The following is a 12129-nucleotide window of genomic DNA, read 5'->3' as shown; positions in this document are numbered from 1 at the left end:
GAGAGGGGGAAAAGCGCTTACACGGCGTTGGGGATCAACAGCACTTCGATGAACTGGCCGGCGGCGGTCGCCGCTTCCAGCGCAATGCCGATCTTGGCGCCCGAGGTGACCCAGTTGATGGCGCGCCCGGAGGCGTCGGACTTGACCGTGGCCCCGGCGGTCACCGCGGCGCCGGATTCGACGGTGGTGGTGCCGAGAATGTCGGCCGGGATCTTGTCGCCCGAAACGGCCGCGGTATTGGCCACGCCGAGCGTATTGACGTCGGCGCCGGCCTGCGCGCCCGCGGGAGTAATGAAGCGGTTGGCGGCAATGGTGCCGGTCGCGGCCACGGTCAGGGTCAGGATGGCTTTGTTTTGGGTGCCCATGCGGGAAACTCCTTGTCAGATCAGGTCAGGATTGCAGGGCGGACAGCGCCTGCGCGTAACTGCAGCGATGGTCGCTGGCGTGCGCCAGGGCGCGCTGATGCAGCGCCAGTCGCTCGGCATCGACGGCATAGCCGGCCATGGGGGTAAAGTGGGTCAGGACCGCGGGGCGACTCGGCGGCTGCCCGGCGGACTGCATGCCGGTCAGCGCGGCGATCGGCTGCGCCTGTTCGAGGTAGGCCGACAACGTCGTGAGCGGCTGGCCGCGCCAGTACGTCTCGGTGGCCGGCAGAATGCGCCCATCGGCCAGCGCGGCCTGCATCAGGGCCGCGTGTTGCCCGCCTTCCAGGGCCAAGCGCGCGGCCGACAGTTCGCCCTGCAGCGCCAGATACATCGCCATCGGCACGTACTGCGCCGGGTCCGGCGTCTCGGGTTCGGGTACCCACGCCGCCGACAGCGCCGCCAGCAGGCGACCGCCGAGGGTCAGGCTGGCCGCGGAGAATTCGGGCGGCGGCAGCGTGTCGATCTGCTCGATCAGCTTCTGCAGTTCGGCCGTACAGTCTTCGGCGGTCGCCGTAATGGGTAAGTTCAGGAAGTAGCGCAAGCGGTCGATCAGATCATCCATCGTGGACTCCAGGGTAGAAATCACAAGGCCGCTGAGTGCGGCGGCGACGCGCTCGGCGACCGCCGTCATGCCGTCGAGGCCGGGGGTATTGGTCAGCGCGGCGTTGATCAGGTGCGTCACCTGGCCGGTCTCGCGGTCCCAGGCGAACACCGGCGAGACGTAGCGCAGCTCGTCGGCCTCGACCATCTGGCGGGCGGCGTCGGTCCACTGCACGTCGGTGGCGAACAGGCCGACGCCCTCGACCCATTCCAGGGTCTTGAACCAGCCGGCGGCCGGTGCCTTGAGGCCATTCTCGGCGGCGAGCAGCGATTGATGGTGATAGTCGAGCACGTATGGGGTTTCGCGCGCCGCCGCCGCGGCGATCAGGGTCGCGGCGATGGCGCCGTCGATAAACCAGGCGCTGACCTCGGTCGGCCGCCCGTCGAGCGAACGGAATTCGCCAGCCGGCAGCAACTGCACCCGCGCGCTGGCCGTCAGCCGGCCTTCCGCGCCGACGAAGGAGCAGGCGGAAAAAGCCCGGTCACCACCATGCGGGCGACCGGACAAAGCGCCGCCAGTCCGTGGAGCGGAGCGAGGGAGGAGAAGCGGGAATAGGGACGGCATGCATCGCAGTTTGCGCGCGCGCGGGGCGGGGAAAGGACTGGAAGCGTTTCACGTCTGGCGCGAACGGGGGCGATGCGTTCTGCGTTGCCGCTGAACTCGACGGCGTCGTCTGGCGCGCGCGGGGGCTATAATCCGGGGTCAGGGAATGCGCAGGCTGATGCGCGCGGCGTTTAATCCGGCTTGGTCGTTGAGTCGCGAGGAGTCGCGGAAGTACAACCGAAGGGAAGTTACCTTGCCCTGTGTCGGAGATCAGCACCGACCCCTGCAAAACAAGACCATAGGTTGAGCTGACGCAGGAAGCCCAACCTACGCGCTACGGCTGCACGACTATCCCGGACGCACAGGCGCCCAAGCCAACCAGAAACGCTTTGATATCTTCGAGCGATGATTGAAACTCGATTGCAAACAACTTATCACCAACCTTTGCCTCGTTTCCGAGAAAGTAAAAGAAGCCTTTGATTTGCTTATCCATCCCCGACAGGAGACTGATCTTGGCTTCGTCAAGACACTTGGGGACCTTCAAGTCCGATGCTTCCCGACGAATGTCCTGCATTCTGGCAATCTGCGCGGGAAGTGACATGCGCGGCGTCGATTCGGCAAGGATCACTGCGTCCTTCCACTTTTCATAGACCTTCTTCGCGGCATCAATCGCCTTGTCGTGCTCCGTTTTTGCCTTTTCCTGCGCGAGCTGCGCGTCAAAGGATCGCCGCTGTTCTTCCAGGCGCGCTTTGGCTGCCCGCTCCGCATCCATGGCCGCTTGGTTTGTTTGGGCTTCCGGAACCCGTACGGCGATTTCCGCGACGGGCTTCCGTTGCTCGACTTTCCACCACACCGCGATAACTCCAACGATGACAAGCAGAAGCAACCAGGGCAGGAGGTTGAACCCGCGTTGCTCGTTCGTCGTTGACCTGTTCGAATGTCGACCTTGCATGAAGATGCCGCCCTTCCGTAAAAGTTCGCGAAGCGCCCAAAGGCCGCGTCAGCTTAGCAGATTGCCGCGTTAAATTCTGCTTGAAATTCTCCGGCAAAAGCGTAGGATGGTTCGCACTGAAACCAACAGCGGAAGCGTCTCCGATCTGACGCCTTCGCTGCCCGCACCTGCGGGCATTGCTTTTTCTGGTCGGGACAAGAGCGCCGAATACAAGACCCGCAAGGGGAATGCGCGCCGGGCATCTGTTGGTGCCCAGTTGAGTCCCGACCGCCCACGCCGACTACTAACCGGCGAGGGATCTTCAACTGAAACCAACAGGAGGCCATCATGGCTGAGCAACAGCAACACCTCATCACCGCCGAGTTCTTCGGCAACCCCGTTTCGATCATCGACCATGCTGGTCGGCAGTGGATCACCGCCGAGCAGGCCGGGCGTTGCCTGGGCTACAGCGAAGCCCAATCGCGCAAAGCCGTCATCAATCTGTACAACAAGCACGCCGACGAATTCAGCGAGGAAGACATGTCCGTCATCGAACTGATGACGGAAGCCGGCCTGCGCGAATGCCGCATCTTCTCCGCCACCGGCTGCCAGAAGCTCGGCTTCTTCGCCCGCACGGCGCGCGCCAAGGAATTCCGCACCTGGGCGGCGAAGGTCTTGAGCAAGAAGCTCGCGGCCCCTGTCGCCCCCGCGCCCGTGCCGGCTCCCTCGTCCCGCCTGGACGCCAGCCTCGAACGGATGGCCGCCAGCGTCGAGACGATGGCCGAAGGCATGCAGACGATGAGCCGGCAGCTCAACGTCACCGCCAAGTACATCGGCCTGCTGGAAATCAACCAGAAGGGCCGCACCCGCGTGACGGCGGAGGTCAAGAACCAAGCGCGGGCCTTGCACGCCGAAGGGATGACCTACGCCGACATCGGGCGGCTGTTGCGCATCTCGTATGGCACGGCGCGCTTGCTGGTGCTCGACCAGTACCCGATCAAGACGCCGCCGCCAGACGCGGCGCCGAAGGGCGTCGGCGAGATCCTCGAAGGCTGGATCGAGCGCGAACAGGCGAAGCTGGCCGAGACGCTGACGAAACGGGATGCGTGATGGCCTGCGTGATTCCCTTCCCGGCCCCCCCGCGCCCCGCGGCCGAACCAGACCGTTACGCGATCTTCAAGGCGCGCGTCACCGAGATCTTCGCCAGCGCCGCGGCCGAGCAGGGCCTGACCCGCGAACCGCAGGGGCTGCGCCACGAAGAGGAGATCCTGCGCCGCTTGTGCCGCATCGAGCGGATGCTGAGCCAGATGGACGTATCCCGAAGCGCCGGAGGCGCTGCTGGATCTACCAGACAACCGAGAATACCTCTAGAACGAATCTTAACGGGGGATTAACGCGGGTGTTTTTCGCGGGGAATACCTGAGCCTACCCGGCCCCGTCGAAAGCCTTAAATCGCGATTCTGCGCCCCGGCCCCGTGCCGGGGTTTTTTTGGTGCGCTCGCGGCTCGATGCCTACCCCTGCAGCCGCCCGGCGAGGTACTCCAGCAGCTTCCGGGCGATCTTCGCCTCGTCGGCCTCGGTCAGCTTCAGAAACGGGCGGGCCGGCATCTCGATGGTGTGCGCGCCGCGCTCGTGCCACTGCGCAAAGTTGGATTGACTCCGGCGCACGAAGCGATTGCCGACCGAGCCATCCCGGCCCTGCCGGTAATACGCCTGCTGACTGCGCGCCGGCATGTGGATCGGGCCGCCGAACTGGTGGATGGCGGCATACACCAGGTTGGTACCGACGCTCGCCGAGTGATCATCCGCCTGCTGCGTGATGCTCGACAGCAGGCTCTGGCCGCCGCCGCGCCGGATCAGGATCTGGTCGCCGTAGCCGTGCTTCCGCTTGTAGGCCAGCGTCGCCGGTTTCAGGGCTTGCCAGCGCGGCCGGCCGGACTGCGCGAAGTTCTCCATCACCGTATCGTGCAGGATGCCCGCCACCACTGGCATGACCGGCCCCGGCTGCACCATGCCGCGGCTCAGGCGCCGGAGCGCTGCAGCGATGTCGGGGCCTTCGATCTGGATGGTGATCATGTCCTGGTGGGACTATACTGAAATCAACGCAGGTGCGACACGGTGCCATTCTCCCGGCCGTAGCACGATCGTTTCGATCGGAGCGCCATGCGGGGTTGCTGGCTGGTCCAGACGGGAGGCCCCGCCGCCTGCGTTACGGTGCATAGCCGTCGGCTTTTCTCTGGATGCGCCGGATCTCTGCCGCACGCTGCGCCTCATTCGCCGACAGATGGCGCAACGAGGTCAGAAACAACCCTTCACCGCTCTGCGTGGCCTTGACCACCGAGGTTAGCCCATCCGGTTCGTCGAGCACGAACACCAGCGACACGGCCGAATCCTGATACGCCGTCCCGCGGTCGATCACCTCCTGGACGCGCACATAGTCGCTGGCCGTCAGTTCCGGATGCCTGAGCGCCTGCTTGGCATGCGATGCCGCCGAGAACACCGCCACCTGCCCCTGGGCGCCGATGCGCGCCGCGCTTTCCCGGTCCAGGACGGCGATGGGAAAATCGCCGTCCGGGTGATCGAACCAATGAGAAAACGCCGGGCTGCCGACCTGCGCCTGGACAGACGCACGGGCCAGCGCCGGCTCGGCCCGATTCGCCTGCTCGGTCAGGATCTGCCGCAGGTGCGCCAGGCCGGATTGGCCGGGGTTGTAGTTCCACCCGGCATCGGGCGCGAAAAACTTGCCCGGCGCGTACTCGAAGCGCGTCACCGTCGCCGTCGGCCCGTCCGGCTGGCGGCTGGTCGGGACTTCGATCTCCGACAGCCGGCCTTCGCTGCTCGACAGATCGATGCCGCGCGCGTGCAGGTCTTCGCGATCGAGGGCGCGCACACCGCAGCGGCAGCGAAATCCATTCGGCGGGAAACCGCTCTGCCAGAACGGATCATCGTAGCGGAACGTGCGCCCGTTCAGGGCGGCGTGTGCCGGCCGCGTGCGGCTGTCCATCACCGCCACATATTGCCAGTAGGGCCGGTCGGCGACGTTGGCCAGGAAGGCCTTATAGCGCCCGGCCATGTAGGCCGACTGCAGGTTGGTGTCGAAGATCGTCGCCAGGCGTCGCGGCGTCAGCCCCTTGCCGGCCATCTCCCCGGTGATTTCGTCCACCTGCGCGTCGGCGCCCCACCAGCCCTTGCGCTGCAGGAGCGGCGTCAAATTCCGAAGATAGTCCTGCCGCGTCGTGCCGTTTTTTAACGCGTCGACGAGACCGCCCTTGAGATCGGCGAGGATCTCGGTCTTCATCACCCCGGCGGCGGTGAAGGCCTTGGCGTGCGCTTCCTGCCAGACGTCCGTCCAGGAGAAGCCGATCGCATAGCCCTTGCTTTCGAGGTAGGCGATGGCGTCCTGCGGCGGCAGCCGGCACGCATAGGCGAGGTCAGGCGCGGGGTCCGGCATTGTCGGCACTCAGGCGCCCCCAGACATCGGCCACGAAAATGGCGCGCGCGAGCAGCGTCTCCAGCGCGCCGCTGTCGAGGCTCGGGAAGGCAGCAAGCAGCGCATCGCCCGCCTCGTCGGGCGTCTCGCCGGCCTGCAGCGCGGCGATCGCCGGCGCCAGCAGGGCCTGCATGGCGGCATGGATGTCCGCGCCCGGCAACTGCGCCAGCGCGGCGTCGAGCACCGCCTGGTCAGCCGCGGCCGAATCCGGTGCGCTCAGCGCGCCGGCCCCGAGGGCGAGGACTGCGGACAGCGCCGCCGGCGCCGGCGCCGGCGCGGCCGTCGGCTGGCCGCCTGGCGCCGGTGGGGTCGCCGGTTCGCCGGCGGGCGCTGGCGCCGGCGCCGGCGCGCCGAGCACCGCCTCATCGCCTTCCGGCAGCGGTACGCGCAGTCGCTCGTGCGCCCAGGCGACGGGGATGCGCATGCCGATGCCGACCAGCTCGGGCAGCGCCTGAGCGTAGGTCGCGAGGTCTTCCGGCTCGCCGGTGTCGAACTGAAAACGCGGGCAGCGGCGCAGGCTGTCGACGCCGCGGTTGAGCGCCAGCAGCGGATAGACGACATCGCTGGTGAGCGTCGCCGCGACCTGGCGGGCGTCGGCGTTGCGGATGTCGCGCCGGACTTCCCGCTGAAAATCCGCCTGCCCCGAGCCGATCCCGGCTGATCGGGCTTCGTCGCCACGCTGCCCAAGGATCACCTTGGACATCGCGCCTTCGGCCCAGTGCACCATCGCCAGGTGCGAATCGGCGTCGCCGCTGGTGCTCACCTTGGCAATCTCCAGGCTCATGTCCTGCGGCAGGATCGCGCGCGCGTCGTGCCCCAGATCGATCACCGCCTGCAGCAGGCTGGCCTGTTCTTCCGGGCTGGCGCCGCTGCGGAACTTGCCGGAGATGATCGGCAGGCCATACGTTTCGAGGAATTCTGCCAGGTCGCTGATCGAGAAATGCTTGCACAGAAACGGCCACACCAGCGCGCGATACAGGCCCATGCGCCCCAGGTAGCCGGTCTTGGCCTTGCCGTGCGTATGCAGCACCCAGCCGAACGGCAGCAGTTCCCGCCCCTCGCGCGTGCCATCGATGAGGCACAGGCGCCGCCGGCTGGCGTCCATCTGAAACCATTCCTGCGGTCGTGGGTGAAAAGTCGGCAACCACTCGCCGCCGTCTCGTCGCCATTCGATTTCGATCGCCGCAAAGCCGTGCCCTGGGCCGTCCATCGCCGCCAGGATCAGGTCTTCGAGCGAGTCGACCAGGTCCTCCACCACCTCCTGCGCCCAGGCCGCGGCCTGTTCCTCGGCGGCGCTGGCGTGCCGCGGCGGATCGATGCGCCAGTCGAGGTCGAGCAGCGCGAGCTTGCGCTTGTTGATTTCCGCCAGCAGATGCCCGTCGCGGTCTTCCATGTCGGCGAACAGCCGGTGTTGATCGGTCAGCCAGCCGTCGTCGGCGCGCCGCAGCACCTGCGCCAGGCGCGCCGGCGAGAGGCCTTCGAGCATCGGCTGCAGCGCCTGGCGCGCGAGCTGCGCCACCGAGGCGGTCTGCGGCGCGGCCAGCACGGTGCGGTCGAGCGGGCGGCCGAATTGATCGAGTAGCGTGGCCATCAGAGCAATCTCCTGGAGCGTCCGCCATTGCGCGGCGCCGATTGAAATCCGGTGCAGGTGAACGCCTCGCCGCTGCCGGCGGCGTGGCAGGCGAGGAAACACGCCCAGGCGCGGTCGGCGTGGCCGTCGCCTTCGCCATCGACGAGAAAGCGCGGCGCGCCGGTCGCCGAGGCGGCTTTCTTGAGGCTGTGCAGGTCGGCCCGGAGCGCGTAGTCGCCTTCCGGAATGCGGATGCGGCGATCTTCGAAGGCCTGTTTGCCGATGCCGGCGAGCAGTTGCTTGTGAGCGGCGGTGAATAGCACCCCTTCAACGCGCGTTGTTCCATGCCGGCGCTGCGCGTCTTCGACGGGCTTTTCTCCCATGCCGGTCTGGTCCATGGCGACGCGGACGACGCGGTAGCGGGCGAAGACGCCGTCGAGCAGGGCGTCCTGCTCGGCGAAGGAAATGCGCCGGCGGACGATCACGTCGCGCGTCCACAGCACGTCGCCGACCACTTCAATCACCCAGATGACAAAGAGGTCGTTACGCGCGGCGATGTCGACGCCGGCGAAGCAGGGGCCACCTTGGTAGTGGGCGGGGTCGCCGGCGCCCGTCGCCTCGGCGGCGTTGATCAGGTCGAAGGACAGCCAGTTGCTGGCTTCGTCGAGCCAGGCGAGTTCGTATTCCTGCGCCCACAGGTCGGGGTCATTCAGGCCGCTGCGCAGCATGTCGATGTCGCGCGGCAGCCCATCGGCCACGGCCTGGTGGATATCGACGCGGTGCCGGCTCCAGAGCTGGTCTTCGCCGGTCATCAGCTCGTAGAACTTGTTGCCCTTGCCTTTCGGCGTCGAGGTGACGCGGATCTTGTAGCCGGCGGAAATGACCGGGAAGAGCGCGCCCCAGATCGCGCGCGAATCCTTGTGAATCGCGAATTCGTCGAGAAAGACGTTGGCGGAGAATCCGCGCGCAGTGTCCGGATTGGCCGGCAAGGCGATGATCTCCGATCCGCCGGGCAGCGTGACATCGAGCGCGCGCACGTCCGGGGAGAAGGCAAATTCGTTGCTCTGGCTGGCGATCTTGAACGCTTCGAGGTGTTTTTTAACGCCCTCGTTCATCGCCTCGCGCGCCTGGCGTTCGCCGCGCGAGAGGATGATCCACTTGGCGCGCCGGCCGGCGGCTTCGGCATGCAGGCAGTCGAGGACGATTTCCAGGGTGGTGGTGAAGCTCTTGCCGGTCTGGCGGGCGAACATGCCGATCTTGAAGCGTGCGGTATCGGCCAGCCAGCGCTGCTGATAGGGGTAGAGCGGGACAGCCGGTGCGCGGGGCTTACGCGTCGATGCCATAGATGCGCTCGCTGATCTCGGCGAGGGCCTCGGACGAAATCTGCGCGCGCTCGCCGCTGCGCGCGGTGTCGGCGGCGCCGGCCGCTCTGGCGCGCGCGCGTAGCTCTTCCACCGCCGCGGCGATGGGGAGCTTGCGGGCCGCGGCGAAGGGTTCGAGCAGGTCCGCGAGCAGGATGCCGCGTGCCGGGGCGACCTCGGCGGTCCAGCTTGCGAGCGCCTTGAGCGTGTCGGACGCCGCGGCATCGGCGCTGACCTCGGGCATGAAGCTCTTGGCCGCCGAGCGCAGCTTGGCGATGGTGTCGCCGAGCGTCGCCATGGCGCGAACGCCCTCGAAAGGGTCGTCCGCGTCGGCGGTCTTTTCGAGCAGGGATTCGCAGCGCATCAGACCGGCGGCGATGATGCGGCCCAGGGCTTGCTCGATGCCGCCGCCGGCGACGATCAGGGAAGCGGCGCGGAACTTGTCCCAATCATCCTGCGTTTCGCGCGCCTCTCGATACCAGTTGCGCGCCGTGCCGGGAGGGATGCCGACCTTTTCCGCGGCCTGTTCGAGCGGCAGGCCGCCGATGTACGCGGCGCGCAGCTCCATGCGCTTTTCGGGGGGGTGGGCCATTAGGGAAGTTGCCGCAGGCCACCAGCGGTCTCGCGGCCCTCCTCGGTCAGTGCAACGGTGTCGTTGATGCGCTGGACCAGGCCGACATCGGCGAGCCAGGCGAGGTCCTGGCGTACGCGATCCAGGGTGACGGCCATGCCGTGCACACTTTCCAGATCGGTGCGCAAGGTCCGCGCCTGGCTCGCGCCGCCGGCGAACAGCAGGGAAACCAGCAGGCTGTTGGCGCGCTTCTTGTCCTCTGGGGTCATTGGCTCTCTCCGGCCCGTCGATTGACCATGTTGTGGATCATCATGCGCAGGCAGTCGCTCTGTAGTTTTGTCTCGCCGACCAGTTGATTCACGGTCGCGGCCAGCTTGTTGATCGAGTCGTATAGCTCGGCCAAATCTTTATGGGTCAGTTGTCCGTCCACGGAAACTTCGAGTTTGCTGATCCGTTCGCCGTGCTCTTCATATTTGTCGGTGAGGTCGGTTTCCAGCGTCGAGACGCGGGCCGTCGTTGCCTTGTTCTGGTCGCCCAGGTACGTGTAGGCGGCGAGCGCAATCAGCATCACGAATTGGGCGAGGGTGATCGCGAACTTGATCGATTCAGTATCCATGGGGGCGCCTCCTGGCGGTGCGGTTCAGTGTTTGTTCGAGTTCTCGTTCACAATCGATGCAGGTCTGCACGCCCGGCACCGCCCGCCGGCGCGCTTCGGGGATGGGTTCGTCACAGACGCCGCAGAGCACCGCGGAGAGCCGGTCCGGCCAACTGGAGCGGCGCGCGTGCTCGGCCAGGGCATCGGCGCGGATCTCGGCTTCCCGTTCGGCGGCGAGGTCGGCGAAGTCGGTCATGCCGTGCGCACCGGGAGATTCGCCGCGCGCACCAGGATGCGCCCGCTCGATAACGTCGCGACGCAGCGCAGCCGGTAGTTCACGCCATCCAGGCCAGCGTGGAACGGCAGCAGCACCGAGCTGCCGCTGAGGGTCGGGGTGCCGTTGAGCACCGCGGCCGGATTACTGTCGGCGCCGGCGAGCACGCTGCAGCTCACACTCACGCTCACGATAGTCTCGCCTTCCTGGATCTCGTTCGCGTACGAAAACTCGGCGACGAGGGCTTCTTCCGGGTCTTTCGCCGGCCAGACCGATCTCAGGGAAGTCATGCCCGATAGCTCCTGGAAAATCCCGGCGCCCGATATCCTCGCGCGCTGCCCGATGCGCGGTATCGGGGGTCGGCGATCCACCCCATTCCCGAGTCACTCATCAGCGAGGCGCTCGCCAGCGCCGACAGGACCGCCGCCGCCGATAATCGGATCTGCGTGGACAGTGTGCCGGTAGCGATCACCTGCGCGACGGCGACGGCGGACAGGCCCCCGCTGACGATCAGGTTGCCGGTGGCGTTGCAGACGGCCACGGCGGCGCCGGAAAGCCGGATAGCCGTCGTCAGACCGCCCGCTCCGGTCACCAGTGCGGTGGCGTTGCCGGCGAGCGGAATTCCGGTGGTCAGCGTACCGGTGGCAGTCGCGGATGCGATCGCTCCGCCAGATAATCCCTGCGGAGACGTGGTGAGCCCAGCACTGGCCAGCGCCTGCATCACGGCGGCGCCGGACAGTCGGATCTGCGTGGTCAGCGCGCCCGTGGCGCCGGCCTGCGCGAGAGCGGCGCCGGAAAGCCGAATGGTGGTGGTCAACACACCGGACGCGACCGATACCGAAGCGGCGCTGCCCGATAACGGGATCTGGGTGGTCAGCGAGCCGCTGCCCGTGGCTTGCACGACCGCGGCGCCGGCCAGTGGGATGCCGGTGGTCAACGATCCAGAGGCGGATGCCTGTCCGGTGGCGGCTCCAGCCAGTGAGATGCCGGTAGTCAGCGTGCCGCTGCCCGTAGCCTGCCCGGTGGCGGATCCCGCCAGTCCGGCGGATGCTTCGGTCGGCTGATCGATCCACAGACGAGCACTCTCGAACAGCGCCCACGGATTGCGCGTGAATTGCTGCTTCTCCTCGACCGTCAGAAACCGGTTCCAGATCGCCACCATCTGCACTTTCGCAGTAGTCGCCGTGATATCCGGATTGTTGAGGAAATACCCGGCAGTGGTGAGAGAGGCCCCCATGGCGCCCGCTTTTCCGAGGCTGCTCCCATTCACATAGGTGTCGAGGTCGGCGCCGTTGGCGTGGCTGCCAATGATCGTATGAAATTTGCCCCATGCGGAACTGACGGAAACTGCTCGGGAACTATTGCTGACCGACGACTGCAGCCCCATCCATCCATTATTCACGACATAGCCGACCTGGATGCTCCTGGCGCCGTCGTACAAACGGATGAACGGCCCGACCGCGGATGTGCCGTCCGGGATCACGATTGCGGCCAGGGTATACGTACCGCTCAGGTCGGGAAGACCGGGCGGCATTCCGCCTAGGTCGATGACCGTGGAAGCGGTGCCGTCCAGGCTCCAGGTTTTCCCGGTGGCGGTCAGTGCATGACGAAGCCCGGCCGACGCCCCGACCCGTCCGCTGGCCCAATCCTCGAGACCGCTGCCGGGACAGATCAGCGACACTAGCCCTCGCGTCAGCGGATGCCGGCGATTGACCCCAACCGGTCCTATCGGCTGGACGATGCGAGGACGGGAGAGAATCAGCGGCAT

At 66.7% G+C, this 12129-nt stretch carries 15 protein-coding genes; 2 read left to right on the top strand and 13 right to left on the bottom strand.

What is annotated here, in order from left to right; translation table 11 throughout:
- Positions 1–17: 17 nt before the first annotated feature.
- From V5B59_RS17375 to V5B59_RS17365, 3 genes are all read right to left on the bottom strand, one after another.
- Entirely contained in the window at positions 18–365 is a 348-nt protein-coding gene (locus tag V5B59_RS17375; protein WP_332352114.1) for a DUF2190 family protein, read from the bottom strand.
- 25 nt (positions 366–390) lie between these two features.
- A complete protein-coding gene (locus V5B59_RS17370; protein WP_332352113.1) occupies positions 391–1533 on the bottom strand; it encodes a phage protease in 1143 nt (380 codons plus the stop codon).
- Positions 1534–1903: 370 nt separating this feature from the next.
- Positions 1904–2422, bottom strand: a complete 519-nt coding sequence (locus V5B59_RS17365; protein WP_332352112.1) for a hypothetical protein — start codon at positions 2420–2422, stop codon at positions 1904–1906.
- A 426-nt stretch (positions 2423–2848) separates the two neighbouring features.
- Here V5B59_RS17365 and V5B59_RS17360 point away from each other — a divergent pair, with 426 nt between their 5' ends.
- Together V5B59_RS17360 and V5B59_RS17355 are read left to right on the top strand one after the other, a co-directional pair.
- On the top strand, positions 2849–3610 hold the full coding sequence (locus V5B59_RS17360; protein WP_332352111.1) for a hypothetical protein: 762 nt from the start codon (positions 2849–2851) through the stop codon (positions 3608–3610).
- On the top strand, positions 3610–3894 hold the full coding sequence (locus tag V5B59_RS17355) for a hypothetical protein (RefSeq protein ID WP_332352110.1): 285 nt from the start codon (positions 3610–3612) through the stop codon (positions 3892–3894). Before V5B59_RS17360 ends, V5B59_RS17355 begins: the two co-directional genes overlap by 1 nt.
- Positions 3895–4012: 118 nt before the next feature.
- Here the strand turns inward: V5B59_RS17355 and V5B59_RS17350 are convergent, their stop codons facing one another.
- From V5B59_RS17350 to V5B59_RS17305, 10 genes are all read right to left on the bottom strand, one after another.
- Positions 4013–4576, bottom strand: a complete 564-nt coding sequence (locus tag V5B59_RS17350) for a phage virion morphogenesis protein (RefSeq protein WP_332352109.1) — start codon at positions 4574–4576, stop codon at positions 4013–4015.
- Between the two features lie 133 nt (positions 4577–4709).
- A complete protein-coding gene (locus V5B59_RS17345; RefSeq protein WP_332352108.1) occupies positions 4710–5951 on the bottom strand; it encodes a phage head morphogenesis protein in 1242 nt (413 codons plus the stop codon).
- Positions 5932–7581: a phage portal protein family protein gene (locus tag V5B59_RS17340; protein WP_332352107.1), complete on the bottom strand. Its 1650-nt coding sequence runs from the start codon at positions 7579–7581 to the stop codon at positions 5932–5934. The genes V5B59_RS17345 and V5B59_RS17340 overlap by 20 nt, the downstream gene beginning before the upstream one ends.
- Positions 7581–8903: a terminase large subunit domain-containing protein gene (locus V5B59_RS17335; RefSeq protein ID WP_332352106.1), complete on the bottom strand. Its 1323-nt coding sequence runs from the start codon at positions 8901–8903 to the stop codon at positions 7581–7583. The genes V5B59_RS17340 and V5B59_RS17335 overlap by 1 nt, the downstream gene beginning before the upstream one ends.
- Positions 8887–9513, bottom strand: coding sequence for a DUF1804 family protein (locus V5B59_RS17330; protein ID WP_332352105.1), 627 nt, complete (start codon positions 9511–9513; stop codon positions 8887–8889). The genes V5B59_RS17335 and V5B59_RS17330 overlap by 17 nt, the downstream gene beginning before the upstream one ends.
- On the bottom strand, positions 9513–9761 hold the full coding sequence (locus V5B59_RS17325) for a hypothetical protein (protein WP_332352104.1): 249 nt from the start codon (positions 9759–9761) through the stop codon (positions 9513–9515). Before V5B59_RS17325 ends, V5B59_RS17330 begins: the two co-directional genes overlap by 1 nt.
- Complete coding sequence (locus V5B59_RS17320) at positions 9758–10108, bottom strand: hypothetical protein (RefSeq protein WP_332352103.1); 351 nt, start codon at positions 10106–10108, stop codon at positions 9758–9760. The genes V5B59_RS17325 and V5B59_RS17320 overlap by 4 nt, the downstream gene beginning before the upstream one ends.
- The gene (locus V5B59_RS17315; RefSeq protein WP_332352102.1) at positions 10098–10343 is read right to left on the bottom strand and encodes a TraR/DksA family transcriptional regulator; all 246 of its coding nucleotides are present in this window, start codon (positions 10341–10343) and stop codon (positions 10098–10100) included. Before V5B59_RS17315 ends, V5B59_RS17320 begins: the two co-directional genes overlap by 11 nt.
- A complete protein-coding gene (locus V5B59_RS17310; RefSeq protein WP_332352101.1) occupies positions 10340–10651 on the bottom strand; it encodes a phage fiber-tail adaptor protein in 312 nt (103 codons plus the stop codon). Before V5B59_RS17310 ends, V5B59_RS17315 begins: the two co-directional genes overlap by 4 nt.
- On the bottom strand, positions 10648–12129 hold the full coding sequence (locus V5B59_RS17305) for a hypothetical protein (protein WP_332352100.1): 1482 nt from the start codon (positions 12127–12129) through the stop codon (positions 10648–10650). Before V5B59_RS17305 ends, V5B59_RS17310 begins: the two co-directional genes overlap by 4 nt.

It is taken from the genome of Candidatus Accumulibacter contiguus, from assembly GCF_036625285.1.
Taxonomy (GTDB): domain Bacteria; phylum Pseudomonadota; class Gammaproteobacteria; order Burkholderiales; family Rhodocyclaceae; genus Accumulibacter; species Accumulibacter contiguus.
Note: the sequence above shows the minus strand (reverse complement) of the source record. Positions and strands in the feature narration are given on the sequence as shown.

Excerpts from the sequence above, each read along its gene's own strand:
- V5B59_RS17375 (WP_332352114.1), bottom strand. The coding sequence starts at position 365 with ATGGGCACCCAAAACAAAGCCATCCTGACCCTGACCGTGGCCGCGACC.
- V5B59_RS17360 (WP_332352111.1), top strand. The coding sequence starts at position 2,849 with ATGGCTGAGCAACAGCAACACCTCATCACCGCCGAGTTCTTCGGCAAC.
- V5B59_RS17355 (WP_332352110.1), top strand. The coding sequence starts at position 3,610 with ATGGCCTGCGTGATTCCCTTCCCGGCCCCCCCGCGCCCCGCGGCCGAA.
- V5B59_RS17350 (WP_332352109.1), bottom strand. The coding sequence starts at position 4,576 with ATGATCACCATCCAGATCGAAGGCCCCGACATCGCTGCAGCGCTCCGG.
- V5B59_RS17345 (WP_332352108.1), bottom strand. The coding sequence starts at position 5,951 with ATGCCGGACCCCGCGCCTGACCTCGCCTATGCGTGCCGGCTGCCGCCG.
- V5B59_RS17340 (WP_332352107.1), bottom strand. The coding sequence starts at position 7,581 with ATGGCCACGCTACTCGATCAATTCGGCCGCCCGCTCGACCGCACCGTG.
- V5B59_RS17335 (WP_332352106.1), bottom strand. The coding sequence starts at position 8,903 with ATGGCATCGACGCGTAAGCCCCGCGCACCGGCTGTCCCGCTCTACCCC.
- V5B59_RS17330 (WP_332352105.1), bottom strand. The coding sequence starts at position 9,513 with ATGGCCCACCCCCCCGAAAAGCGCATGGAGCTGCGCGCCGCGTACATC.
- V5B59_RS17325 (WP_332352104.1), bottom strand. The coding sequence starts at position 9,761 with ATGACCCCAGAGGACAAGAAGCGCGCCAACAGCCTGCTGGTTTCCCTG.
- V5B59_RS17320 (WP_332352103.1), bottom strand. The coding sequence starts at position 10,108 with ATGGATACTGAATCGATCAAGTTCGCGATCACCCTCGCCCAATTCGTG.
- V5B59_RS17315 (WP_332352102.1), bottom strand. The coding sequence starts at position 10,343 with ATGACCGACTTCGCCGACCTCGCCGCCGAACGGGAAGCCGAGATCCGC.
- V5B59_RS17310 (WP_332352101.1), bottom strand. The coding sequence starts at position 10,651 with ATGACTTCCCTGAGATCGGTCTGGCCGGCGAAAGACCCGGAAGAAGCC.
- V5B59_RS17305 (WP_332352100.1), bottom strand. The coding sequence starts at position 12,129 with ATGCCGCTGATTCTCTCCCGTCCTCGCATCGTCCAGCCGATAGGACCG.